The 23,712-nt window shown below is 38.2% G+C and carries 27 protein-coding genes and 1 tRNA gene; 17 read left to right on the top strand and 11 right to left on the bottom strand.

What is annotated here, in order from left to right; translation table 11 throughout:
• Nucleotides 1–43: 43 nt before the first annotated feature.
• From IPF86_03370 to lysS, 4 genes are read left to right on the top strand one after another with little or no spacing between them, the layout of a single operon-like run.
• Nucleotides 44–331, top strand: coding sequence for a hypothetical protein (locus IPF86_03370; protein ID QQR50093.1), 288 nt, complete (start codon nt 44–46; stop codon nt 329–331).
• A complete protein-coding gene (locus IPF86_03375; protein ID QQR50094.1) occupies nt 321–2,006 on the top strand; it encodes a hypothetical protein in 1,686 nt (561 codons plus the stop codon). Before IPF86_03370 ends, IPF86_03375 begins: the two co-directional genes overlap by 11 nt.
• Before the next feature lie 39 nt (nt 2,007–2,045).
• Nucleotides 2,046–2,513 carry a transcription elongation factor GreA gene (greA, locus tag IPF86_03380; protein ID QQR50095.1) on the top strand — a complete coding sequence of 156 codons (468 nt, stop codon included), beginning with the start codon at nt 2,046–2,048 and terminating at the stop codon, nt 2,511–2,513.
• Between the two features lie 14 nt (nt 2,514–2,527).
• Complete coding sequence (lysS, locus tag IPF86_03385) at nt 2,528–3,988, top strand: lysine--tRNA ligase (GenBank protein ID QQR50096.1); 1,461 nt, start codon at nt 2,528–2,530, stop codon at nt 3,986–3,988.
• A gap of 46 nt (nt 3,989–4,034) precedes the next feature.
• Here lysS and IPF86_03390 read toward each other — a convergent pair whose 3' ends face one another.
• The gene (locus tag IPF86_03390) at nt 4,035–4,895 is read right to left on the bottom strand and encodes a UDP-3-O-acyl-N-acetylglucosamine deacetylase (protein QQR50097.1); all 861 of its coding nucleotides are present in this window, start codon (nt 4,893–4,895) and stop codon (nt 4,035–4,037) included.
• A gap of 146 nt (nt 4,896–5,041) precedes the next feature.
• Here IPF86_03390 and mraZ point away from each other — a divergent pair, with 146 nt between their 5' ends.
• From mraZ to IPF86_03425, 7 genes are all read left to right on the top strand, one after another.
• Nucleotides 5,042–5,476 carry a division/cell wall cluster transcriptional repressor MraZ gene (gene mraZ, locus IPF86_03395; GenBank protein ID QQR50098.1) on the top strand — a complete coding sequence of 145 codons (435 nt, stop codon included), beginning with the start codon at nt 5,042–5,044 and terminating at the stop codon, nt 5,474–5,476.
• Nucleotide 5,477: 1 nt separating this feature from the next.
• Nucleotides 5,478–6,362: a 16S rRNA (cytosine(1402)-N(4))-methyltransferase RsmH gene (gene rsmH / locus IPF86_03400; GenBank protein QQR50099.1), complete on the top strand. Its 885-nt coding sequence runs from the start codon at nt 5,478–5,480 to the stop codon at nt 6,360–6,362.
• The gene (locus IPF86_03405) at nt 6,359–6,700 is read left to right on the top strand and encodes a hypothetical protein (GenBank protein ID QQR50100.1); all 342 of its coding nucleotides are present in this window, start codon (nt 6,359–6,361) and stop codon (nt 6,698–6,700) included. Before rsmH ends, IPF86_03405 begins: the two co-directional genes overlap by 4 nt.
• The gene (locus IPF86_03410; GenBank protein ID QQR50101.1) at nt 6,690–8,411 is read left to right on the top strand and encodes a penicillin-binding protein 2; all 1,722 of its coding nucleotides are present in this window, start codon (nt 6,690–6,692) and stop codon (nt 8,409–8,411) included. The genes IPF86_03405 and IPF86_03410 overlap by 11 nt, the downstream gene beginning before the upstream one ends.
• Before the next feature lie 116 nt (nt 8,412–8,527).
• Nucleotides 8,528–8,764, top strand: coding sequence for a GIY-YIG nuclease family protein (locus tag IPF86_03415; protein ID QQR50102.1), 237 nt, complete (start codon nt 8,528–8,530; stop codon nt 8,762–8,764).
• A gap of 5 nt (nt 8,765–8,769) precedes the next feature.
• Nucleotides 8,770–8,844: transfer RNA gene (locus tag IPF86_03420), tRNA-Glu, on the top strand.
• A gap of 149 nt (nt 8,845–8,993) precedes the next feature.
• The gene (locus IPF86_03425) at nt 8,994–10,010 is read left to right on the top strand and encodes a hypothetical protein (GenBank protein ID QQR50103.1); all 1,017 of its coding nucleotides are present in this window, start codon (nt 8,994–8,996) and stop codon (nt 10,008–10,010) included.
• On the opposite strand, the gene IPF86_03430 is transcribed toward IPF86_03425, so the two are convergent.
• Both IPF86_03430 and IPF86_03435 read right to left on the bottom strand, forming a co-directional pair.
• Nucleotides 10,007–10,243 (bottom strand): helix-turn-helix transcriptional regulator, encoded by a 237-nt coding sequence (locus tag IPF86_03430; protein QQR50104.1) that lies wholly within the window; start codon nt 10,241–10,243, stop codon nt 10,007–10,009. The genes IPF86_03425 and IPF86_03430 overlap by 4 nt on opposite strands.
• Before the next feature lie 3 nt (nt 10,244–10,246).
• A complete protein-coding gene (locus IPF86_03435; GenBank protein ID QQR50105.1) occupies nt 10,247–10,579 on the bottom strand; it encodes a hypothetical protein in 333 nt (110 codons plus the stop codon).
• An 89-nt stretch (nt 10,580–10,668) separates the two neighbouring features.
• Between IPF86_03435 and IPF86_03440 the strand changes: the two genes are divergently transcribed.
• The 4 genes from IPF86_03440 to IPF86_03455 all read left to right on the top strand — a co-directional run bounded on the left by IPF86_03440 (nt 10,669) and on the right by IPF86_03455 (nt 13,427).
• Nucleotides 10,669–11,901 (top strand): hypothetical protein, encoded by a 1,233-nt coding sequence (locus IPF86_03440; GenBank protein QQR50106.1) that lies wholly within the window; start codon nt 10,669–10,671, stop codon nt 11,899–11,901.
• A 299-nt stretch (nt 11,902–12,200) separates the two neighbouring features.
• Nucleotides 12,201–12,389 carry a hypothetical protein gene (locus IPF86_03445; GenBank protein ID QQR50107.1) on the top strand — a complete coding sequence of 63 codons (189 nt, stop codon included), beginning with the start codon at nt 12,201–12,203 and terminating at the stop codon, nt 12,387–12,389.
• Nucleotide 12,390: 1 nt separating this feature from the next.
• Entirely contained in the window at nt 12,391–12,966 is a 576-nt protein-coding gene (locus tag IPF86_03450) for a hypothetical protein (protein ID QQR50108.1), read from the top strand.
• An 89-nt stretch (nt 12,967–13,055) separates the two neighbouring features.
• Nucleotides 13,056–13,427, top strand: coding sequence for a hypothetical protein (locus tag IPF86_03455; protein ID QQR50109.1), 372 nt, complete (start codon nt 13,056–13,058; stop codon nt 13,425–13,427).
• A 41-nt stretch (nt 13,428–13,468) separates the two neighbouring features.
• Here IPF86_03455 and IPF86_03460 read toward each other — a convergent pair whose 3' ends face one another.
• Nucleotides 13,469–13,942 carry a GNAT family N-acetyltransferase gene (locus IPF86_03460; protein QQR50110.1) on the bottom strand — a complete coding sequence of 158 codons (474 nt, stop codon included), beginning with the start codon at nt 13,940–13,942 and terminating at the stop codon, nt 13,469–13,471.
• Nucleotides 13,943–14,033: 91 nt separating this feature from the next.
• Between IPF86_03460 and IPF86_03465 the strand changes: the two genes are divergently transcribed.
• The gene (locus tag IPF86_03465; protein ID QQR50111.1) at nt 14,034–15,266 is read left to right on the top strand and encodes a hypothetical protein; all 1,233 of its coding nucleotides are present in this window, start codon (nt 14,034–14,036) and stop codon (nt 15,264–15,266) included.
• A gap of 26 nt (nt 15,267–15,292) precedes the next feature.
• On the top strand, nt 15,293–16,024 hold the full coding sequence (locus IPF86_03470; GenBank protein QQR50112.1) for a hypothetical protein: 732 nt from the start codon (nt 15,293–15,295) through the stop codon (nt 16,022–16,024).
• Between the two features lie 24 nt (nt 16,025–16,048).
• Here the strand turns inward: IPF86_03470 and IPF86_03475 are convergent, their stop codons facing one another.
• The 7 genes from IPF86_03475 to IPF86_03505 form a co-directional block, all read right to left on the bottom strand.
• Entirely contained in the window at nt 16,049–16,978 is a 930-nt protein-coding gene (locus tag IPF86_03475; GenBank protein QQR50113.1) for an FAD-dependent oxidoreductase, read from the bottom strand.
• Nucleotides 16,979–17,056: 78 nt separating this feature from the next.
• A complete protein-coding gene (gene ftsZ, locus IPF86_03480) occupies nt 17,057–18,250 on the bottom strand; it encodes a cell division protein FtsZ (GenBank protein ID QQR50114.1) in 1,194 nt (397 codons plus the stop codon).
• A gap of 92 nt (nt 18,251–18,342) precedes the next feature.
• On the bottom strand, nt 18,343–19,506 hold the full coding sequence (ftsA, locus tag IPF86_03485; GenBank protein ID QQR50115.1) for a cell division protein FtsA: 1,164 nt from the start codon (nt 19,504–19,506) through the stop codon (nt 18,343–18,345).
• Nucleotides 19,507–19,539: 33 nt separating this feature from the next.
• Nucleotides 19,540–19,935: an rRNA maturation RNase YbeY gene (gene ybeY / locus IPF86_03490; GenBank protein QQR50116.1), complete on the bottom strand. Its 396-nt coding sequence runs from the start codon at nt 19,933–19,935 to the stop codon at nt 19,540–19,542.
• The gene (locus IPF86_03495; GenBank protein QQR50117.1) at nt 19,935–20,174 is read right to left on the bottom strand and encodes a hypothetical protein; all 240 of its coding nucleotides are present in this window, start codon (nt 20,172–20,174) and stop codon (nt 19,935–19,937) included. Before IPF86_03495 ends, ybeY begins: the two co-directional genes overlap by 1 nt.
• A 39-nt stretch (nt 20,175–20,213) precedes the next feature.
• On the bottom strand, nt 20,214–22,139 hold the full coding sequence (locus IPF86_03500) for a hypothetical protein (protein ID QQR50118.1): 1,926 nt from the start codon (nt 22,137–22,139) through the stop codon (nt 20,214–20,216).
• 25 nt (nt 22,140–22,164) lie between these two features.
• On the bottom strand, nt 22,165–23,685 hold the full coding sequence (locus IPF86_03505) for a UDP-N-acetylglucosamine 1-carboxyvinyltransferase (protein ID QQR50119.1): 1,521 nt from the start codon (nt 23,683–23,685) through the stop codon (nt 22,165–22,167).
• Between the last annotated feature and the right edge of the window lie 27 nt (nt 23,686–23,712).

The following is a 23,712-nucleotide window of genomic DNA, read 5'->3' on the forward strand; positions in this document are numbered from 1 at the left end:
ATAGGTATAGGCAAGCGTGGTGGGGGTGTGATATACTTTTGCCATGGGAAATATTCTCCACAAGGCTCTGTATACTGTTATTCTGCTTGGTTCATTTGTCTATTTGCCATTTTGGATAAGCATTTGTATCGGTATTTTAGGTATCTTCTTGTTTAGTTTTGAAATTATCACAGTCATTATTTTTTTTGTTGCAGACATGGTGTACGCGGATCATTTTCTGTTACATATGTTTGTCGGCAAAATTGCTCTGACATTATTAGCACTTTTTTTAGTTGGTATTTCACTTTACATCAAGCCAAAAATTCGCAGTTTACAATACAATGAGAATTAAATTTTATAAAAAGAAAGTGCAACTTTACGAAATCGCACCTGATGAGATTTTTCTTGACGCGCAAAATATACCTGAATTCGATACACAGCAGTTTGAAGGCAGACTAGAAAAATCAATCAACAAGAAGACTATCTTTGCGCTTGGTTTTTTTTCATTGCTATTTGGGATCTTATTTGCTGGAAGAATTGGTATTTTAGAAATTAAAAAAGGTCAAGCATATCTTGATCGAAGTGAATACAACAGTCTAGCGACAACTCCACTGTTTGCTGATCGTGGCATTGTTCTTGACCGCAACAATAAAGAATTGATTGCAAATGTTTTAACCACTAGCGAAGATACGTTCCCGCACCGTACGTACATCGATTTGCCTGGCTTTGGACATTTATTAGGCTACGTAAGCTACCCCGCTAAAGATAGTAATGGTATTTACTGGCAAGAAAAGATAATTGGCAAGGATGGTGTCGAAAAGCAATTCAATCAAGAACTTGCTGGAACTAATGGTCTTAAAATTCTTGAAACCGATGCGTTTGGTAATGCACAGTCAGAAAATATACTTGATAAGCCAAAAAATGGCGATAATCTTGTCCTTGCCGTTGATGCTGATATTCAAAGTGTTTTATATAATGCAATCAAAGATTTCACTGCTCAAACAAAATTTGAAGGCGGCGCAGGTGTCATTATGAATGTAGAAACTGGAGAAATTATAGCTATGACTAGTTTCCCTGAATATGATTCGAATATATTATCTGAAGGTGCTGATAGGGAGATGATCAATTCATATATTCATGATCCAAGAAAAGTCTTTTTAAATAAAGTCGTTTCTGGACTTTATACACCAGGGTCCATTGTTAAGCCATTTGTTGCTATTGGGGCATTGTCTGAAGGTATTATTTCACCAGAAAAGCAGATACTAAGTACTGGCTCTATTGCAATCCCTAACCCGTATGATCCAGATTTAAAAACTGTGTTTAATGACTGGGAAGCTCATGGTTGGGTCGATCTTCGCCACGCATTAGCAGTATCATCAAATGTGTATTTTTATGAAATTGGGGGTGGATTTCAAGAGCAAGTAGGTCTTGGTATTGATAACTTACATAAATACGAATCTATGTTTGGTATGGGCAAAAAAACAAATATAAATATGCCAGGTGAAACGGCTGGCAATATTCCTAATCCAGTATGGAAAGAGAAAAATTTTCCTGGTGATCCTTGGCGAATTGGTGATACATACAATACAGCAATCGGACAATATGGCGTGCAAGTTACGCCGTTACAGATGGTGCGAGGTATCGCAGCAATAGCCAATTACGGTCGCATGATTACTCCCACTGTACTTAAAACTGATGATGTGCAAAAAGGTAGCCCAATAGATATTGCTAAAGAAAATTTTACGATTATCCACGAAGCAATGCGGCTCACGGTAACTGAAGGCACTGGTACAGTTTTAAATACGCCGGCAGTTATGGTTGCAGCAAAAACAGGTACAGCTCAGGTTGGTATTGCAAAACAGTTTATGAACTCGTGGTCAGTTGGTTTTTTCCCGTATGAACATCCCAAATATGCGTTTGTTGTACTCGTTGAACGTGGCCCAAAATCAAATACAATCGGGGCTTCGCATGTCATGCGAACCGTGCTTGATTATATAAGTGCAAATAAGCCATCTATGCTCGAGTAATAAGATTGACTTTAGCCTATAAATGATTACAATAATCCAATGAATCAAGACACAGAATACCTAACGAAGGATAGAAAAAAGGAGCTTGAAGTCGAATTGCTGAATTTGCAAACGAACAGGCGCAAGGAGATATTAGAAAATTTGGAGTATGCCAAATCTCTTGGTGATTTGTCTGAGAATGCTGAATATCACCAAGCACGCGAAGAACAAACAAAACTTGAGGAACGAATTTCAAAAATCGAACATGTGCTCAAAGAGTCAAAAGTCATTGAGCAGCATCACAGTACAACAGTTGAAATCGGCTCAACAGTCCAAATACAAAAGAAAGGCGTCAAGGATGTGCAGACAATGCATGTCGTTGGAAGTGAAGAGGCTGATATGGCGCAGGGTAAAATATCTCACCGATCACCGCTTGGCAATGCACTCTTAGGCAAGAAAAAGAATGATAGTGTTTCAGTTAAAAGTCCCAACGGTACAGCAACTTATACCATAATTGCCATTGAATAATAATTCGCCGCACTATGGCGTCATTTGAAGAATTACAACAGGCACGCAAACAGAAACTCGACCTACTTATTACAGGCGGTGTTAATCCATATCCAGCATCATCAAAACGAGATACACGAATCGTTGATATTGGTGCGCAATTTGCATCCCTAGAAAAAGAGCAAAAAACTATCACAATTGCAGGTAGAATCCTTTCTCTGCGAGGACAAGGGGCAATCATATTTGCAAATATTACTGATGGTGGAGCTATATTTCAGCTGCTTTTCAAGCGTGATGTACTTGGTGATGAAGTATTATCATTTTTTGAAAGTACGATTGATATTGGAGATTTTATCGATGCAACGGGGACTGTTTTTTTAACAAAAACTAATCAACAAACACTCCAAGTCTCATCATGGCAAATGCTCACGAAGAGTCTTGCCCCACTTCCAGAAAAATGGCATGGGCTTGAGAATTATGAAGAGCGGTTCAGAAAACGTTACTTAGATTTACTCTTGAATCCAGAAGAAAGAGAGCTTTTCATAAAAAAAGCAAAGTTCTGGGAAGTGACAAGAACATTCCTCAAAGAGCGAGGATTTTTGGAAGTCGAAACTCCTACACTTGAAATCACAACAGGCGGTGCTGAGGCAAGACCATTTAAGACTCATCACAATGATTTTGATCTAGATGTCTATATGAGAATTTCCGTAGGAGAGCTATGGCAGAAACGCCTTATGGCTGCTGGCTTTGAGCGGACATTTGAAATCGGAAGAGCATATAGAAATGAGGGCTCGAGTCCTGAGCATGTTCAAGAATTCACAAATATGGAATTTTATGCAGCTTACATGAATTTGGATGAAGGCAAAAAAATGGTAAGAGATTTATATATTAAAATCGGGAAAGAAGTATTTGGCAAAACAATTTTTGAGACGCGTGGTCATACATTTGATTTAGAGAGTGAGTGGGCTGAAATTGATTATGCTCAAGAGATAGAGAATCGGACAGGTATTGATATATTCTCTGCGACTGAAGATGAAATGATTGCAAAACTGACATCGCTTGGCGTTACATACGAAGGCAAAAATAGGGAGCGATTGACTGATTCCTTATGGAAATATTGCCGCAAGCAAATAAGCGGGCCTATATATCTTATTAATCATCCAAAGCTCGTTGCTCCATTATCTAAAACAAATCCACTTGATCCAAGAAAGACTGAAATGTTCCAAGTTATTATTGGGGGGAGTGAAATAGGGCGCGCTCATGCTGAGCTTAATGACCCGATTGATCAGCGAGAGCGTTTCGAAAAACAGCAAACACTTGTTACTGAAGGTGATGAAGAAGCTATGATGGCTGATTATGATTATGTCGAAATGCTTGAACACGGCATGCCGCCGACATTTGGCTTTGGTTTCGGTGAACGATTCTTCTCATTCTTGGCTGACAAACCTATTAGAGAAACACAACTCTTTCCATTAATGAAGCCAAAGGAAAAATAAAAAAGCACTCTATATCAGAATGCTTTTCTTCTCTTAACTAAATAGATCAGTAAACAAAATCTGTAACGGGTGTGCAGATATTTTCTCTTTCCGTTATAATTTTCATTGCCTCAAAAACCATTCGATGCCCTGCGCACTGTGTCTTAATCTCGCAGGAGGGCAACATATAGTGAGAAAATAAACTTATTTCTCCTAACCGGTCCACCATTGTGTGGGATAAAAATTTTCTTTGCAATTCGTCAGGGCTTATTTCTTCATCGGGCCACACAACAATTTTATGATACTCAAGATTGAATAATCTTGATATAAATTTGAAAAGGTTTGAAATCCCCTGAGGTCCAACTGGAAAAATTTCCGCAATAAGTTCGTCCGTTACTGTCCTACTTGCTCTACCTTTGACTGACAATTTTTTGTAGTCAATTGATACATTTAATTTAGTCACTTCGTGATTCGCAGGACGTATTTCAACAAACTTATAAAGTCCATTTTCCCTTAGACTTAGTGGTCCGTATGAATTTATAAATGAAAGATATGGAACTTCGTTATTAGTTATTTCTGCATGTTCCATTATTTTTTCAAACATTGTTCCTGAAGTTAGGTACGGAGGCCATGTGCTTGCTGAAATTGCAATACTATCAAGTCCCGTGAATCGTAGTGCTCCAATATGTTCGTAAATAAATAATTTTTTCTTCCCATATTGTAAATAAATATTATGCAACTTTGAAATTTTTGCAATTCGATAATCTATTGGGATATATTTATAAGTGTTTTTTTTGGAGGTAGGTATTTTCCAGAAAATACCCCTTTCTCCATTAGGCATTGGTTCAAACATTATCCAGGCTTCTCCTCCAAAAGGGTTTTTTCCTAGTATAGGAGTCACAGGTTCTTTGAGTATGATCTGTTTCATTGTCAATTTTTTATTATAATACAATTTTTATTTATTTTTGTCAAAGTTTCGTTACTTCAAGTTATCCACAGGGTATAGCTTTTTGTATTGTGGGAGAAAGTGGAGTATAATCACATGCAGTGGGATTAAGTGGGAAAAATGTTTTTATGCTAATCGGACAATACTCGCATACATTGGATGAGAAAAATCGCATATCGCTTCCTGCCAAGTTTCGTAGGGAAATGGGGAAGAAAGTTATTCTTGCGCCTGGACTCGACCAATGTATAGCGATGTATACCGAAAGCGAATGGAAACGTGTTTCCGCGAAGTTGGGTGATTCCTCGGTGTTAGCTTCAGACAATAGAAGCTTTAGCCGGTTCATGTTTGGTGGAGCTGTAGAAACACAACTAGATGGAGCAGGCAGAATCCTCATCCCAGATTTTTTGAAAGAACGAGCAAATCTCAAATCAAAGGTAATTGTTATCGGTGTTCAAAATCGCATAGAAATATGGAATGAACGTATCTGGGAAGACTACAAACAGCAGATAGATGCAAAAGCCGATCAATTAGCAGAGAAATTGGGGCAGCTTGGTGTCTTATAACATGCATACAAGTGTTCTTTTACGCGAAGTTATAGATGGTTTGGCGATACAAAAAGGAGATATTGTCGTCGATGCAACATTAGGCGGTGGTGGTCATGCTGAAGCAATACTAGACGCATTTGGAGACAGTATTACGTTTGTTGGTTTTGATGCTGATAGTAGTGCAATTGATCGAGTAGGGCAGAGACTACAACAGTGGCATCTGCATTTAATCAATGCAAACTTTAGATCTATGCAGGTAGCATTGGAGAATGTAGGAATTTCAAAAATAGACAGAATTATGTTTGATCTTGGTATTAGCTCTTTTCAATTAGAAACAAGCGGGCGAGGCATATCATTTAGTAAAGATGAGCCACTCGTGATGACACTCTCGGACACGCCTACAGAAGAAACTTTAACAGCACGAGATATTGTTAATGCTTGGGATGAAGAAGCAATTGCCAATGTGCTCTACGCTTACGGCGAGGAAACATATGCAAGACGGATCGCCAAAGGTATCGTTACTGCCCGGAAAGTGAATCCTATAGAGACAACATTTGCTCTCGTTGAGATCATCAAGCAAAGCGTTCCAAAAGCTTACACCTATGGGAAAAAGCATTGTGCAACGAAGACATTTCAAGCCTTGAGGATTGCAGTCAATGACGAATTAGATACACTGCGCACTGGGTTAGAGACAAGTTTTGAACTTTTAGCAAGTGGTGGACGAATGGCAGTAATTTCATTTCATAGTCTAGAAGACCGAATCGTTAAACATTTTATATTAGAAAAAAAAGAAGCAGGCATAGGATTTTCATTACATAAAAAGCCGATTGAACCATCCGAAGAAGAGATCAAAAGTAATCCACGTTCTCGAAGTGCAAAATTAAGAATTTTAGAAAAAAAATGACCTTACACCAAGTACACACCAATACACATGCATTAGCAAAAGCCAGAGGCAAGCAGCTTTTTTATATACTCATTTCGGTTATTGTCCTGGCTTTCTGTGTCTATGTGTATTTTCTCGGCAGAACAGTGTTTGCTGTCGTCGTAAGGAAAAATATTGAGAATAATATCCGCACAAAAGTTACTGCTATTAGTGAGTTAGAACTTGCTTATTTGTCAAAGAATAATACGATTGATCCAAATTTGCTGCAGAAAGAAGGATATGTTGCGCCAGAAAAAATGTATTTCATTTCAAGAGAAAATACCGTTGGACTAGCATCAGTCAAGGGCTATGACCTCTAATTTTTTATTGCGCCTGAGAATACTTGCTGGTTTTTTTATTGTCCTCATTATGCTTATTGCACTGAGGCTTTTTAGTGTTCAGATTGTGCATAGTGAGGATTATAAAGATCGAGCTGATCGTCAATACGCTGCACCTGCCAGCTCTCTTTTCGAGCGAGGTAGTATATTTTTTACTGAGAAAGATGGATCGAACGTAAGTGCAGCAACATTGAAGACATTATATAAGGTAGCAATTAAGCCTAAAGAAATCAGTGATAGTGATGCGACGTATGCATTTCTCGAACCGTATGTATCACTAACACGTGAAGAATTTCAAAAGAAAGCAAAAGCGATTGATGATCCATACGAACAAGTTGCCAGTCGATTGCCTAAAAGTGTCGCTGATGCTATTGAAGCTAAACATTTGCCAGGTGTCTATGTATATAAAGAAAAAATTAGATTTTATCCAGGTGAAAGCCTGGCGGCGCAGGCTTTGGGATTTGTAGCTTATAAAGGTGATGAACTCTCTGGTCGTTACGGTATTGAGCGAATGTATAATGCGATCTTATCCCGTGACAGTAGTACAACTCAGGTGAATTTTTTCGCAGAAGTATTTTCAAATATTACAAAAACCATTTTTAAAAATCCTGAGGCAGAGGGTGATATTGTACTGACACTTGACCCCGCAATACAAGCAACGTTTGAGAAAACCTTACTCGAAACTAAGACCAAATGGAATGCGGACGCTATTGGTGGCATCGTTATTAATCCGATCGATGGTGCAATTTATGCCATGGCATATGCGCCAACCTTTGACCTAAATGCATTTCAGAGTGTCGAAGATCCACTCTTGTATGCAAATCCAAATGTTGAGAACGTCTACGAATTTGGTTCTGTGATTAAGCCTCTAACGCTTTCTGGTGGTCTCGATACTGGTGTGATCAAGCCTACAACAACCTACGATGACAAGGGTTTTGTGATACTAAGCGGCAAACAAATAAATAACTTTGATAAAAAAGCTCGTGGACCAGGAACCAGCATGCAAGATGTGCTCAATGAATCATTAAATACTGGCTCTGTCTTTGTTATGCAAAAAATGGGTCGTGAAAGTTTTAAGAAATATATGCTCTCGTTTGGTATAGGAGACAAGACTGGCATTGACCTGCCAAACGAAACCAGCGGCCTCATATCGAATCTAAAGACCAATCGTGATCTCGAGTATGCCAATGCTGCCTTTGGTCAGGGAATCGCTATTACACCGATCGAGGCTGTACGTTCATTTTCAGCTATTGCAAATGGTGGACTGATGATTACACCTCACTTGGTGAGCCAAATCAACTACACCAATGGCACGCATACAGAAATTGAACCAAAGGCAGGTACACGTATCTTGAAGCCTGAAACTTCTCTCGCGATGACAGAAATGTTAACCATTGTGGCTGATACAATGATGAAAACATATAACGAATCACTGCCACATTATAGTATTGCGGTTAAGACTGGGACGGCTCAAATTGCCAAAGCTGATGGTACTGGCTATATCGAAGGCCAGAATCTGCACTCTATATTCGGCTACTTTCCTGCGTATGATCCGAAATTCCTAACTTTTGTCTATATGAAAAACCCAAAAGGTGCGAAATTCTCAGCGCAAACCTTATCTGGGCCGCTTCTGAGTACAGCGTCGTTCCTACTTAATTACTACGACGTAACACCGGATATTACTTCCGAGTAATTACAAATTTCAAAAAAAATGTTATAGTGTTTTCGCAATTTGGCCCTATCGCCCCCGCCTGCCCTCATGAGTACACGAGGGAGCGGGCAGGTAACGGCTAACGCATTAAAATCGTTATGTACTTTGTCTATGTACTTAAAAGCAAAAAGGATGAGAAACTTTATTATGGGTTTACAGAAAATATAGAAAAAAGGTTACATCAACACAATAATGGTGAAGTTCGATCTACGAAATATAGAATTCCACTTCAGTTGCTTTATTATGAGAAAGTGGATAATCTTACAGAAGCACGAAAACGCGAAAAGTATTTTAAATCTGGATTTGGTCGAAAATATATAAAAAGTAAACTTTAGCATTTGGCCCTATCGTCTAACGGCTAGGACAGATCCTTCTCAAGGATTAAATCAGAGTTCGATTCTCTGTAGGGTCACCAGTTGCCAGATCTAGCAATTTTTCCCCCTTGATTAATATTTAAATTGAACTTTAATGATAGCGAGATTTAAATGTCAGATAATACCAAGTTTTTCAATTCCAGTACCGGTATATTCGGTACTAGAACCCATTAAGACTCACTTGGGTATAATGGAGGTTGTAATTCATTCACCGCTACAGGCAGAGGCTGAGCTCCCTGATCTAAGTCTGCCGCGACAGGTATTACCAGGAAAAACACCACCTTATTTTTCACCAAAAACTCATCCTGTTGTCTCAAATACGAAGATTAATGACGAGGAAACCATAAAAGCTAATTTGATTTTTATCGATTTTAAGAAGGAGAGCTTTAGGCGATTTCGTAAAGAACCAAACCCAACTGACCCTTCGAAAGAACAAGTTGAAGAAATTTTATTGCTTTATATTTCTTCGATTAGAACGATCCTTCAAGGTGGTCAGATAAAGTTTAAACCCATAGACTCAATTCCTTGGATGATTGAATATCTGAATGATGACTACTCCGAACTACCCATAGATGAGGCATTGATTAGGGGCGCATTCAATTTTAAATCTGAATTTAATATTTCCCCAATAGATGGGCCTTTATGGGAGCAAATTAAATTGCTCGTTATGACCAAAGAAAAACCACACATTTGGGAGACTTTATATTTAAATGCGTTATCAGTTTTACCAGATAGCGGAGCAGCCATAACCCTTACGTTTGCATCATTAGAAAATCTTATTAACCACGCTTTAGAGTCTCTTGTAGTAAAAAGTAGTATAACCCCTGAGGTTTGGGATTGGATTAAAATTCCGTCAAATGAAAAACGTAATTGGTTCAAGGAACCATCCGTGATTGAGCAATACACAAGTATTTTACACATGGTTAGTGGGAAAAATATACAAGAAGATAAGGAATTGTCTGAGCTACTTTTAGAGATCAAGAATGTAAGAAATAATTTTATTCATGAAGGTTTACTTTTAAATTCTAAGAAGAAGGAGTTATCTGATACTGAAGTTGAAAATCTTGTAAGAAGTGCCTCAAAAATTATTGAATGGGTTGAAAGTTATTTACCTGAAGAAAAGCGCCGCAGGAAAAACACGACAAAAATAAATTTTGAGGACTCAATAATTTATGACACAACACAGCTTAATGATCGCTCTAATTAATTTTTGTATCTGTTTCTTTTTCTCATTTCTCTTAACGCCTCCCCATACAACTGATGTGGATACACCCCATAGAGCACACAGAGCCTAAACAAGTACTCTGTTCCTGGATAGTAATGTCCTTGCTCCCATTTAGAAACTTGGCCTTCATCTGTAAATCCTAGGTACGTTGCCACGTCTTTCTGTGTAAGGCCATTGAGCTTCCTAGCTTCTCGTAGTTTGTTTGGTATAGGCATAGGTTATAGCGAAGGGAACCTACCTAAGAATGGTAAGTCATTATCAAGGTTCTCCAGCTTCTCCTTGGTCTCTTTTTCCTTCTGCTCCCGCTCCCAAGCATCTACTTTCTCCTGAGCCTTCTCAGCAACACCAGGGAGTGACAAAGCTTTTAAATCCGCTATACTGCTTTGTACTGGTCTCTTATTTTCTAGCAATTCGGAAATCCAGACATTTGGATCACAAACGGCGCAAAGCCAAATAAACTGCTTTATTTGCGAGCCGTTCGTGAAGCCGCAGTCATGTCGCTTTGCGACAGACGAGGCGGGGTCGCAAGTACTTACGTAGAATTTGAGCATAGCGAAAAATTATACTTAGTAACTTGTGACCACATAAACAAAGTACGCGCAGCGTACAAAATAATGGCACCTAAACCCATAATCAAAACATGGAAAATCAAAACTTTAGCAACGGATCAGCCAAAAAGAATGAAAAAGAAACTCAAAACAATGAGGTGTCTTTGGGTGCAGATAGTGTTTCAAAGAAAGAATTAGGTAAAAAGGAAAAAATAACCCTGGAAATTAATGGGCAAACAATTGAAGCAGTAAAGTATTATTTTGAATACCCTGAAAAGATTCAAAAAGAATCAGGGATTTTGGGGTATGAGAGAACAAAGATTTCAATAGATGAAAAGTTGATAAGTGACGAGATGGAGCATTATGAGCAATCTAAAATAATTACAGATTTACTTGTTACTTTATCAGATGGAGAATATCCTGAGACATGTGTTACGCATAAATTCGGAGCTTATGGTTCTCATGAAGGATTCAAAAAAGGGTTTGCTGAGGATAAATTTTTTGTTCAAAAAATATATGATTTAGATCGGATAGAAAAACTAAAAGATGAAATGGATCCAAATTACATATTTAATAACAATGGTGCAAAATTAGACATTTTTAATAAAAAAGACAACAGCCCCTATTCTGAAAATACCTATGGAAAAATTCCTGAACACCAAGTCTATCATGAAGGAGTACTCTTTTATGAGACTACCCCAATTGCAAAAATTCCAAAAAAAATCTTAAGCAATGAGAGTGAATTTTACATTAAAAAAGATTTTTACCTAGAACCAGGGAATTTTTGGCATGGTGTAGGAATAAAAGATATTGGATTTGGTTTTTCAGTTCTCAATGATCCTTTTTTCTTAAAATATATTGAAGAATCCATTTTACTTGATCCTGAACCTTTATTTAAATCTGAGGACTCTACCACAAAGGATATATTTTGTATTTATCTTATAAATGAGTACCATCGACTTGGTTACTCTTTTATTAGTAACTCATCTGATGATAAAACTATCGATGAAATAAAAAGAAAATTTATTTTAAAAATAGATGAAATTGCAAAAGAATTTTTAAAAAACAAGATATTATCCAATGGTGATTTATATAATTCTGAAATTAGTATGGGTAAGTATGCCACAGAAAAATTTTTAGGGCGTTCGGGTGCTTTTAAAGGAAATTATTTTGTAGGTAATGAAATAAAAATTCCAATTTTTATGAATCATGACAATATTCCCCAGCTTTCGTGGGGTCACGCAAAATATGCTCATTATTTCAATGATAAAGGTTTAAATTTTTTCAAGTTCAAACACGCAGACTATTTACCAAAGAAAGAGTAAATAAATTCTTCAAATCTATAATGCTACGGTTCATTTTTCATATTTACAAACATATTTTCTCAAGATGACACAATGAAGGACTTGAACTTTTTTAATTCTTTGTTGCATTTTGGATTATCTTTTATCTGAACCTTCATTAGTACAAGCAGCTGCAATGACTACTTTTTACATTGTGGTACTAAAATCTCTAATACTGCTTTTTTTCCTTAAGTTCACCATGATATAAAAATGTCCATTATAAAATGGTTATCCACAGCTAAATTCTTGCAAGAGAACGAATGTTCTCCTATACTATATTCATGAGCAAGCATGAATATTTTAAATCAATACATAAGGAACTTAAAAAGATCAATAAAGTTATTGATGAGAAAATTATTCTTGGCAAGAGCTACAAAGAAGAATCTATGCGTCATAAATTTCTCCTTACACAAATCCGCAAATTGCAAAATAGTCAGATGATGTATAAATTCATGACTTTTCTATTCTAATATGTTTGAAACATACAAAAACAAAATAGTAGCGTTCTACAAATCCAACAAGCGTATGCCAAGTTATTCAGAAATTATGAAAATTACCGGACTCAAATCAAAGAGTCCGGTATTTAAGCTCGTCGGCAAGCTCGTCGAGCAAGGATTCATTGGGAAAGACGCAAACGGTAAACTTATCCCCAAGCAATCATTTAACAGCATTACACGACTTTCTCAGACAGTATCTGCCGGATACGGTGCAGCTGTGGAAGATGAGGTGGGGGAAAAGGTTGACCTTGATGATTGGCTTGTCAGAGATAGTAGCAAGACGTTTGTACTTGAAGTAAATGGAGATTCGATGAAGGATGCCAGCATTCTCGATGGTGACAGTGTCCTTGTTGAACGGACGACTAACTTCAAAGATGGTCAAATCGTTGTCGCGCTTTTAAACGATGGCTATACAGTCAAATATCTCCGGAAAACACAAAAGTCTATGTATCTTGAACCAGCAAACAAAAAGTATAAACCCATATATCCAACTGAAGATAATCAAATAGAGCTTGTCGCTGTGGTAAAGACAATCATACGAGAGTTATAAAACATAAAGTAAAACAAAAGTATCTTGACAGGATATGTAAGTAGAGTATTCTATTTTCAGAAAGCTATTTAAATCCAAAAACTACTAGTATGGCCACATCCAGCAAGCTCAGTGATAAAAAGAAAATAGTAAAAATAAAAAACTGGTATATGTATGCAATTTGCATCCTTGTTGCCACTACCTTAGGTGTGTATAGCTATCAATATTTTTGGGAAATATATCCTAAAAGCGATAATCCATATAGCTATATGATATTTATATCAATGCCTATTGGACTGTTGTTTAGTCTAATATTACTCATGGCAATTGCCGATTGGAGAGATGTGTTTATGGTTACTATTTCGAGACGCATGTACTATATGATAAAAAATATTTTAGATAGGATTATTTTCCTACTAACAATAATTGGTATAACATTGTTCCTACTAATTTTCTTTACACTTATTGTTATTTTAATTTAAAAAACTTCTGGTATTTCCAGAAGTTTTTGTTTTGATAACGATTATTGTACTAATTTGTACATTTTAACATGTGGCTCATCACGTAATAGAAATATGTCAGATTGTATAGACCAGCCTAATTTTTTATAGAATCCTATCGCTGATTGTCTGGCATTACACCAAAATTCATGAATATTTGTTTCGAGAATTATTATTGTCTCAGCGGTTATTAGTAATTCTTTACCGATTCCATACCCTTGGAACTGAGTATGTGTTGCCATGCCGCGCAGTTGATATGCAGGTTTTTGTTCCCAAACGTTTAAAATAAATGTGGCGCATCCAAGGATATTTCCTATAGGGTTGCCAGTCGGATCTTGCCAGTAAGCTCCAAAATGATAGGTTGTACTCTCATTATCGCCTATAAATATGGCCTCATCTTTTGGCAGGCCTTGCCTTAGAATGTGATGCCTAAGATCAAATATTGCTTCAATATCTACTTTTATTGCAATACGAGCAAGTATGTTATTTTCAACCATTATAAATTTTTCATTACAATACCATATCAAAAATAATATGTACACCTAATGAGATGTAACAAAAATACCTGTTTTGCGTTACTATATAGGCATGAAATCACATACACGAAACATATTGTTACTGGCAGGTGTTGTTCTCATTGCTCTATTTTTTATAATAAGCAATAAGTACAACTTGCCTGTAGCTATACCCAATGAATCTGAAGATATACCTACAATAAAATTTGATGCGCCAATCTTTATTTCACCAATTAGTGATCTAGGGTTAGATACTAGTACGCTGTCAGGTTATTTTTCTCTCGCTCCTGATGGCTCAAAAATTCTTTTTAATGGTATGGGAACAGATGATGAAGTGCATACTGCTGTTGCGCATTTGGATACAGGTAGTGTTGAAGATTTAGAAGGGAATTTACTTTCTGGTTGGGTAGATAGCGATCTGGTTGTACTCACAAGTAATACTGATATTGTGTTGCATGATTTTAAGACTGATAAGATATATACGATACCGTCCGATGGCAACATGTACCAAGGCTCACTTTCTCCAGATAGGAAGTGGTATGTCTATCACACACAACAAGGCTTGCGACTGTTCAATCTAGATACTCAAGCGGTCACTGTGCTTTCAACTAATAACTACGATGGCGCACATGCATGGTATGCAGACTCAAAACATATCCTCGGGTATAGAGGGACCGATGAAAATCTATTTGAAGCAGGCAAAGGCAAGCAGTTGGCTATCTGGGACATAGAGACCAAAACATATCAGGATCTACATGTAACACTTCCTATTCATACGCTCAAATATGTTGAATGGCTTGTTCCAGACCATATAGCAAGAGTTGTGGCAGGATATGATGACGGATCACATGATTACATCGTCAATATTGATAAAAACATGGTAGTTGATCTAGGTGATACATCAGGGATGCTTATGGGTGGTATTGCTATTGATCAGAGTCTGGGCTTGATTGCCTATGTCGGACCAACATACTCAATAAGCGGGGACACAAAAAATAGCGCTAAAGTGTACACATTTGATGGGGTCATACAGAAAGAAGTACCATTTGCATTTAGTCCTGATCCGAATGCATATGAGAGTAGGGAAAGTGTACGAATACTGAGTGATCATGAACTTATATATATTAAAAAAAATGCAGACAAGGGTAGTGCGGCAACAGCATCAATCATAAAACTAGACCTTACAACTCAGGAAGAAATCACACTCCGAGTAGTTGATGCTTCGGTAAAGCAGATTGCAGTATTGCCTGATCATACAGCTTGGATTACCGCAGATGCGAAGCAGTTTTATATCGAGAAGCTATAGTATCAAATAAATATACAAAATGATATTTGTGTGGTAGAGTATTTGACACGTTCTTTAAAACAATAAAAAAGGAGGATATAATGCCGAAAAGGTTAGATTTAAGCAATAAGGCATTTTTTGAAATTAAAAATTGGCTAGTAGATACATTAAAATATCGACAAGTTGGTAGAACAGAATTTCAAAAGGACTTTGAAAGATTGGGATTAGTTCCGCCAAGACCCAGAGAAGGTAGGGAAGTAGGTTTTGTATTAACAATGAATGGCTATACAGCAAAAGTCTGGCCAACGTATGATATTGTACATGGAAAATTTATAGAAAGTGATGCTGCCTGGTTCCTGATTTGCAAGGGAGACAACGCTCTTTATTTTTCTGGGCCAATTCATAGAACAGAGCATTTCGTTCAGACCCTAGTTTCACTTGCCTGGATTGGTAGAATACGATTGGAAAATTGGCCACTATGCCCAGAAGAAATGTGTAGAGCAACTATGCAAATTGGAACTGGAAAGAAAAATTTAAAACAAAAGTATCTCTATTGCCCGCACAAAGAATATCATTTAGATGGTGAGGTTAGAATGGAAAGTTGGGACTATGGTATGCCCTGGCAATTCTATCCAAAAGCACATAAGTTTGTTTTGGAAAGGAGAAAGAGGAGAGCTCGTTGGTATAAAAAACTCAAACAAGATGGCAAAGAACCAAACCAAGCAATGAAGAGGAGAAAAAAGTGGAAAATAACGAAACCACAAAATATTAGACATTAGACCCGTATGAATATTACGGGTTTTTTATTTATTCTTATGCAACCACATGTATATATCTTCAAGAGCTTTGACAGCATCTCCTACGGCGATGTTGTTCTGATGGTAAAGGCCATTGGTGACATCGCCGGCTGCCCAAACACCAGAAACACTTGTGCGTTGGTTCATAGGATCAACAACAATTTTCTTCTCTTCGTTAAGTGTGACAAATGATGCAACAAAATCTGTATTTGGAATTTGGCCGATTTCTACGAAAATCCCGCCAGTTGGAAGTGTTGTCTCTTCGTTCGTATTTTTGTCTTTAAATGTAATTGATTCGATAAATTGTGAACCGCTAACTTTCAATACATCAACATTTTTGTAGGCTTTCATGTTTGGATTCGCAAGTACTTTGGCTACCGTCACTTCATCTGCTCGGTAAGTATCGCTACGGTGTAGGAGGGTAACACTAGGGCAGTACGCAAGTAATTGTGCTGCAGTTTCAAAGCCAGCATTGCCGCCACCAATCACAACAACATTCTGTCCTGCAAAAAGCGGACCATCGCATGATGCACAATACGTAATACCTTTATTCTCATATTCGCTCGCATTCTCTGCCTCAAGCTTCCTTCGTCCAGATCCTGTGACTATGAGGACTGATCTTGATTCATACGTTTTGCCATCATCTGTGGTTACATTAAAACCTGAATCAGTCTTGGCAATAGTTGTCACTTTGACGCCTTCAACTAGATCGAGCATGTCAGCTTTATACGCAAGGACGTGATTTTTGAGAGTTTTAGCTAGATCGTTACCACTTATTTTTTCTGTTCCAATCCAGTTCTCGATACCTTCTGAGACCGTTGATTGTCCACCGAATTCGTAGGTGAGCATAAGCGTCTTCAAACGCTTACGAGAAGCATATACAGCTGCTCCCGCGCCTGCTGGCCCGCCTCCTAGTATAAGTAAATCGTATTTCATGACAGAAGTATACCATATGGGTCAATATGGGGAATATAATAAAATTCCGCTTTGAAGCGGAATTTTATTTAGGCAATTTTACTTTTTTGAACGCCTTAAGAAGGCTGGTACACCTCGCCAGTCATCGTTATCTTCATCAAATATATCGATATCTTCCTTTTTAACATCACCTTTCTTTACATAATCAGTTGGGAGTGCATTATGAATTTCTTTTTTATTTGAAGCCATATCACCAGTTGCATCAATTTCACCAACATCTACTTTTTCGATTTTTTCAATTCGGTCATTTTGGAACAATGATCGCTTTGGCATAGCAGATGCGTTAAATCCTGTTGCAATGACGGTCACTTTGATCTCGCCTTTTTTCAAACGGTCATCCTTGATGGTGCCAAAAATAACTTTTGCATCTTTATCGATAGATTCAGTAATTGTCTTGGCCGCTTCTTGGATTTCAAGTATGCCGAGATCTTCACCTCCTGAGATAGCAAAGAGTACGCCACGAGCACCATTGATAGAAATATCGAGTAGGGGAGAATTAATAGCCTGGAGCGCTGCAGTTTGTGCACGATTTTCGCCTGAGCCATAACCAATACCCATCAGTGCTGAACCTGCATCTGCCATGACAGCCTTGATATCAGCAAAGTCGATGTTGATAATACCAGGAGTCGTAATGAGATCTGAAATACCTTCGACAGCTTGTCGGAGGATTTCATCACAAAGTGCAAATGCATCTTTGAAGCTAGTATTTTTATCAGCGATCATGAGCAGACGATCATTTGGAATAACTAAAATTGCATCAACTTCTTTTTCAAGTTCTGCAATACCGTTCTCAGCGATCCGCATTCGTTGGTTGCCTTCGAATGAAAATGGTTTGGTTACAACTGCAACTGTGAGAATGCCTTGCTCTTTGGCTGCGCGTGCAACGATAGGTGCTGCACCTGTTGCAGTTCCGCCTCCTTGTCCGCAGGCGATAAATACCATATCTGAACCTTTGAGTGTATCTTGAATTTCTGCTTTGGTTTCTTCTGCAGCTTTTTTGCCAATCTCAGGATTCATACCGGCACCGAGACCTTTTGTTAGATTTTTACCAACATGGATTTTCTTATCAGCAAGTGATTTGTGCAAGTCCTGCGTATCGGTATTCATGCAAATAAACTCCACACCCTTTATCTTGGATTGGATCATGTGGTTAATGGCATTGCCTCCAGAGCCGCCAACACCGATAACCTTGATTCGTGCAAATGTTTCTATATCTGGGTTGATTTTAGGCATATAAAATAAGCTTTTTTCACCTACGAGCGCTGGTGAATTAATAATGCTCGTCTTATGGGGCATCATAGCAGAAAAGCCAAAAAAGATACAGCCTAGGGTAAGAGCTGGTTTCCTATGCGAAGGAAGAACTGTTTTATTGATTCCAGTAATCCTGAAGAAGAATCAGGACGACGTTTTGCGGTGTCATCGCGATCAAGGACACAAAGTCCATACGCAACTGCAAATGCAGTGTCGCGTAGTTTGCCTTTGGTGCGTTCGACGAGAATATCAATACCAAATTTTGCTGGTAGTCTTAGTGCTGCTCGTGCTGCCTCATCTATCATGGGAAATTGGGAACTTCCGCCAATCAGTATTGCACCGGCAGGCAGGAGGCCGTTACGACGGATTTTTTTTAATTGCGCATCAATAAGATCAAACATATCTTCAAGTCTAGCATTGACTATTTCATCCAGTTTCTTTTTTGGTGTGTTGCTCATGATACTGCCGATTTTGATACCATCAGCTTCTTCAAGAGGAATTTTGAGACCAAGCGCAATATCATTTGTTATGTCATTGCCTCCAATAGGAAAAATTTGTAGCGAGACTAGTTTGTTATCCTCGTAGACAATTGTTGAAAGTGTTTCTGCTCCAAAATTTGCGAGCACGCAGCCAGCCATACGTTGCTTATCAGATAGTATGCCGGCAGCACTAGCAACTGGTGCAGGGACAACGTCGATTACCTCGAGTCCAGCGTCAGAAACGGCTACAATAAGGGAGTCAATATGTTGGCCAAGTGCAGTAACAAATAATGATCTGACTTCGAGTTTTACTCCTTTCATGCCTTCAGGTTCTCCGAGAAGCTCTTTACCATCTAAGCGATAGGCAATCGGGTAGCTATCAATTATTTTCTTATTTGCAATAATAATTGATTCCTCAGATTGATCCAAAGCTTTCTTGACATCAAGGTGAGTAATCTCACTATCGGCTTTTGAAATAATTGCGCTACCGAGGCCTATGTCAGTACCTAATGTAATACCACCAATACCGATCATGACCTGCCGTACTCGTACGCCCGCGCTTTTCTCTGCTTCAGCCAATGCTTGTTTAATACTCTCACACGCAAGTTTAAGATTTGTGATGTAGCCATGATGTATACCTAAAGACGGTGCAGTGCCTACACCTAAAACTCTTGGATATTCTCCAGATTTTTTTTCACAGACGACTATGCGAGTAGTTTGTGAACCAACATCAATACCAGCTAGAATGGTGCGTATCATTCGAATAAGAAAAAGAGTAGAACGCTTTCTTTTTTAAGCAATAATATGGAAATGTTTTTTCCAACGTTCCTCTTCTGTATCCATCTTACTACTATGTTCCATTCCTTTCAAATGAAGCATACCGTGGATAAGTAAATACGCGAGATGCTTTGTGTAGTCTGCTCCAAGATTTTTTGCTTCTTTTTTAATTAAGCCAAGTTCAAGCATCAATTCACCACTTACAGGAGATAGAGAAAAACTTAGAATGGTTGTTGGTTTATCTTTTTTTCGAAAGCGAAAATTAAACTTTTTTGAAACAGCGGGAGTGGCGATGATGATTGATAGATCGTATGTTTCGCCTAGGATTGCATTTTTTATAGACACCAAAGGCAAGCTTGGAAGCTTGCCTTTGGTCATTGATGAAATAGCTACAGTATCAGTCGTGTACATTATCGTCCTCGTTCTACATACTTACCTAATTTCTTGAGACGCTCAGTTTCTTTGCGTCGTTTCATTTTTTTGAGAGCACTTTTTTTCTGGGTCAGTTTTGAAGGGCTTCGTTCGCTGTAGCGATTGCCTTTTACTTTAGGAAGAATACCGGATTCTTGGACTCGGCGCATAAAACGACGAATAACACTTGCGTTATTTTCGTTTGCGTTTTTCTTTATTTCAATGGTTGTAATTGACATAGGAAAACAATAGCATAGAAAAAGCAGCCCCGCAAGATCTCAAAGGAGGACATCCGAATCTACATGGATAGAGACTGATGGAGGTAGACATGCTAATTTTTCATACAAGGTAAAATCAAACTCATTTTTTTCTGTTAAATAATTGATGTTCCAGCATTCTCGAGATAGTTTGACTAAACATGTTTCTACTGACATCTTTTTGTTACTAGAATAGCCAGAAAAGAAGTAGTGTGTCTCATTTGCTAAAAAATTTGTAAGCATAGCATGGACAGCGTTGCGCTCTTCTCCATTACCGCCATATTGGATGCGAATGAGAGAAGCAAACGGTGGATACTTGTATTTTTCTCTATCTCGAATTTCACTTCGATAAAAATCAGCATACATGCCATGCATTAGTTCCTGGTAGATATTTTCCTGCTTGGTGCGAGTTTGTACGAATGTATGCTTTGTTGCCAATTGGCGGACTTTACTACTTAAGCGAAGTATTTTTTCATTCATATTAAAACTTGGAATCGAAAATAATGAATCAAAAGAAGTAATGAGTGTAATAGCAACTGGTGTACTCAAATAGAAGAGTGCCATTTCTGTTCCGACTAAGATACTGCCTGGTGTTTTATAATATTGCTCGACAAGCTCGTAAGCTTCTTTGTTTGAATGAACAGTATCTTTGCTCAATATAAAAACTGGTACTTTTGCAAAAGTTTCTTTTACTTCTTCAACAACACGCTCAATCCCTATACCAAGTGGTACTAATTGCCAATTGCCGCAGTACGTACATGTGCGTTCTGTTGTCTCTGTGCTCTGACAATGAGAACAATAGAAAATTTTTTGTTCTGAATGGGAATCTTTGCTTTGTTTTAAAATTAAGCTTTGGCCACACTTTGTGCATCCTACGCGTTGTCCACAGTCGCTACAGATTGTAATGGGGGCGTAATTTTTACGGAGCGTAAATATAAATGAATGCTCGCCGTGTTCGATAGCATTTGCCATCGCAGCACGTGCTTGCAGTGAAATATTTTTAAAACTGTCTTTATTTTTTTGATCTTTCATATGTATGACATCAAACATTGTCACACCCGGTAGTCGCATACTAATGGGTGCATACTCTGTTGCCTCGTGAGTCTCTAATCGATGTAGTGTCTCTATTCGCAAGATAGTATCCGCAAAAATTATTTTTGCTTTCATGATTACCGCGTAGGTCTCTGCAATCACACGCATATCTAGGTATGGCCTTGCTAATCCCACATATGCCTCAGAACTCTCAGATTCAATAATAATTGTTTTGATATCTTTTCTTGGAATAGAGAGAAAACTTCCTGTGCCAATAATAACAACTGGATGTTTTTCATCCATAATCTTGTTGTAAAAAGCTAGCAATTGTTTGTCTGATACAGAATTGTGCAACATGAACGTATAGGGTTCTATGCCTTTTTGAAGTTGCTCATGTAAAACGGTAATATCAAAAATAGTTGGCGCACAAATGTATACCGATTGCTTGCGGGCAAATGATTCGCGGATCAGAGTTTTGTAATGTCCTAATCGCTCCTCCAAACATGCTTGTAGCAAGAGTCGTTCAGTACGTAGTGGCAACTTTTTCTCTGTTTCGACAGCGCCTATTTGTAGTGTATTTGCGCGTTTTAAATATATGGAAGGGATAAGGCTTTTAAGAATGGCGCCAGTACTTGCGACATAGTAGTAATGCAAAACTCTGGCTAATTCTAAAAATTCTAAAGATATGAATGATGGACCAACAATGCTTTTTATTTTCTTTAGTGTATAGGAGCTATTTTTAAGAGCTTGCTTTTCATACACAGCGTCTTCGCATTCGATAACAAGCGCGACAATATGACGTTTTGCAATAGGCACTGACACTAAGGTTCCAATGGCAATAGGAAGTGAGGAGAAATAAGATAATGATTCCTTTTGAATACCCCGTGACAAGGGAATGACGCGGACTATTTTCATACACCTAGGGTAGCATATTTGCCACCTAGATGCTTTTTAGAATTTTTATGTCTGCGCCGATTGATCGCAACCTCTCGTCGATGCGCTCGTAGCCTCGTTTAATTGCGTAGACATTCCTCAGTATTGAAGTGCCTTTGGCACCAAGCATGGCAACAAGGATCATCATTGAAGGTCTAAGCGCTGGTGGACAAATAATTTGGGCAGGTACGAGTTTGGTGGGTCCTTGGACGAGAACTCGGTGGGGATCAGCAAGCGTGATTGATGCTCCAAGTCGATTGAGCTCAGTAAAATAAATAGCGCGATTTTCCCACATCCAGTCATGGATAAGTGTTGTTCCTTCAACTTGAGTTGCAATAGGTACAAAAAAAGGTAAGTTATCCGAATTAATGCCAGGATAGGGAAGTGGATGAATTTTGTCTTGGGGGGCAACCATAGATGATGAGTAAACGGTTATATCAACAAGTTTTGTGCGATTGTTGAAGGATAGGTATTCTTTTCCATAGGAAGTTTTGAGACCCATCTTTTCTAATTTCAAAAGCTCAAGTCGCAAGAAATCAATTGGGCAGCGAGTAATCGTAAGTTTTGATTTAGTAACAATCGCAGCAGCTATAAACATCATTGACTCAATTGGGTCTTCGCTGTTTGTGTATTCAATTGTTTCTTTGATTTCACTTTTGCCATGGATGACAAGCGTTGTGGTGCCAATGCCTTCGATACTCACTCCTAATTTTTCAAGAAAAAAGCAGACTTCTTGCACTTGGTAATTTGGTGGAGCAAAACGAAGTGTTGTTGTGCCTGGAATAAGTGCAGAAGCTATGAGTACATTTTCGGCAGCCGTATCACTTGCTTCATACAGGGTAATATCAGCTGAGTGCAGTTTGCTTGCTTTAATTTCATATACAGATTCTTTTGTCGTTATTGCCACTCCTAATGATTCCAATGCGTACCGGTGCGCCGCTATTGTTCGTTCGCCCATTTTGCATCCGCCAGCATGAGGAATAACAAATCGCTTTTTGTTGTGTACAAGTGCTCCAATGAGCATAATAATTGATCGTATGCGAGCAGCTGAAACATTATTGAGTGATTCAGTTCTGAATACTTTCGGTGGGGTAATGCGAATGCTATGTTCTGCTATCCATTCAATTTTAACCCCGATACTCTCAAAGACTTCAATCATCCGGTATAGTTCTTCTATTTTAGGAATACCATGAAATACTGTTGGTGCTTTATTTATCAGCGCAGCACAAAAAAGTCCCATAGTTCCATTTTTAGAAGTATTAGTTTCAATAGTCCCGTGTAATTTTTTGCCACCAGTAATTTCGAAGTCATCAGTGAGATCTGCGATACGTACAACATTTTGTTTCAATACACCACTAATTTTTGAGAGTTGCTTCGTGGTGAAATTCTGCTTGCCCTTTTCCATGCGAGCAACAGCGCTTTGGGAGGTCTGCAGTGCACGAGCAAAGTGCTTCTGGGTCATATTGCTGGCTTCACGACGAGTTTTTATAAATGTTGCAATTTGTTTTTGAGCAGACTCTTTTTTCATGTTTGTACTATATCACATGTGATATAC

The organism is Candidatus Nomurabacteria bacterium, assembly GCA_016699085.1.
In the GTDB taxonomy this organism is placed as follows: Bacteria; Patescibacteriota; Minisyncoccia; order Phycocordibacterales; family UBA9973; genus CAZLWF01.

Bases quoted from the DNA above. Each gene is read 5' to 3' on its own strand.
- IPF86_03500 (QQR50118.1), bottom strand. From the start codon at position 22,139: ATGAAAATAGTCCGCGTCATTCCCTTGTCACGGGGTATTCAAAAGGAA.
- IPF86_03405 (QQR50100.1), top strand. From the start codon at position 6,359: ATGACCTTACACCAAGTACACACCAATACACATGCATTAGCAAAAGCC.
- IPF86_03450 (QQR50108.1), top strand. From the start codon at position 12,391: ATGTTTGAAACATACAAAAACAAAATAGTAGCGTTCTACAAATCCAAC.
- IPF86_03455 (QQR50109.1), top strand. From the start codon at position 13,056: ATGGCCACATCCAGCAAGCTCAGTGATAAAAAGAAAATAGTAAAAATA.
- IPF86_03460 (QQR50110.1), bottom strand. From the start codon at position 13,942: ATGGTTGAAAATAACATACTTGCTCGTATTGCAATAAAAGTAGATATT.
- IPF86_03410 (QQR50101.1), top strand. From the start codon at position 6,690: ATGACCTCTAATTTTTTATTGCGCCTGAGAATACTTGCTGGTTTTTTT.
- IPF86_03370 (QQR50093.1), top strand. From the start codon at position 44: ATGGGAAATATTCTCCACAAGGCTCTGTATACTGTTATTCTGCTTGGT.
- IPF86_03440 (QQR50106.1), top strand. From the start codon at position 10,669: ATGGAAAATCAAAACTTTAGCAACGGATCAGCCAAAAAGAATGAAAAA.
- IPF86_03390 (QQR50097.1), bottom strand. From the start codon at position 4,895: ATGAAACAGATCATACTCAAAGAACCTGTGACTCCTATACTAGGAAAA.
- IPF86_03375 (QQR50094.1), top strand. From the start codon at position 321: ATGAGAATTAAATTTTATAAAAAGAAAGTGCAACTTTACGAAATCGCA.
- mraZ (QQR50098.1), top strand. From the start codon at position 5,042: ATGCTAATCGGACAATACTCGCATACATTGGATGAGAAAAATCGCATA.
- IPF86_03415 (QQR50102.1), top strand. From the start codon at position 8,528: ATGTACTTTGTCTATGTACTTAAAAGCAAAAAGGATGAGAAACTTTAT.
- ybeY (QQR50116.1), bottom strand. From the start codon at position 19,935: ATGTACACGACTGATACTGTAGCTATTTCATCAATGACCAAAGGCAAG.
- IPF86_03430 (QQR50104.1), bottom strand. From the start codon at position 10,243: ATGCCTATACCAAACAAACTACGAGAAGCTAGGAAGCTCAATGGCCTT.
- IPF86_03505 (QQR50119.1), bottom strand. From the start codon at position 23,685: ATGAAAAAAGAGTCTGCTCAAAAACAAATTGCAACATTTATAAAAACT.
- IPF86_03445 (QQR50107.1), top strand. From the start codon at position 12,201: ATGAGCAAGCATGAATATTTTAAATCAATACATAAGGAACTTAAAAAG.
- rsmH (QQR50099.1), top strand. From the start codon at position 5,478: ATGCATACAAGTGTTCTTTTACGCGAAGTTATAGATGGTTTGGCGATA.
- IPF86_03495 (QQR50117.1), bottom strand. From the start codon at position 20,174: ATGTCAATTACAACCATTGAAATAAAGAAAAACGCAAACGAAAATAAC.
- IPF86_03435 (QQR50105.1), bottom strand. From the start codon at position 10,579: ATGCTCAAATTCTACGTAAGTACTTGCGACCCCGCCTCGTCTGTCGCA.
- greA (QQR50095.1), top strand. From the start codon at position 2,046: ATGAATCAAGACACAGAATACCTAACGAAGGATAGAAAAAAGGAGCTT.
- lysS (QQR50096.1), top strand. From the start codon at position 2,528: ATGGCGTCATTTGAAGAATTACAACAGGCACGCAAACAGAAACTCGAC.
- IPF86_03465 (QQR50111.1), top strand. From the start codon at position 14,034: ATGAAATCACATACACGAAACATATTGTTACTGGCAGGTGTTGTTCTC.
- IPF86_03425 (QQR50103.1), top strand. From the start codon at position 8,994: ATGGAGGTTGTAATTCATTCACCGCTACAGGCAGAGGCTGAGCTCCCT.
- ftsA (QQR50115.1), bottom strand. From the start codon at position 19,506: ATGATACGCACCATTCTAGCTGGTATTGATGTTGGTTCACAAACTACT.
- IPF86_03475 (QQR50113.1), bottom strand. From the start codon at position 16,978: ATGAAATACGATTTACTTATACTAGGAGGCGGGCCAGCAGGCGCGGGA.
- ftsZ (QQR50114.1), bottom strand. From the start codon at position 18,250: ATGCCTAAAATCAACCCAGATATAGAAACATTTGCACGAATCAAGGTT.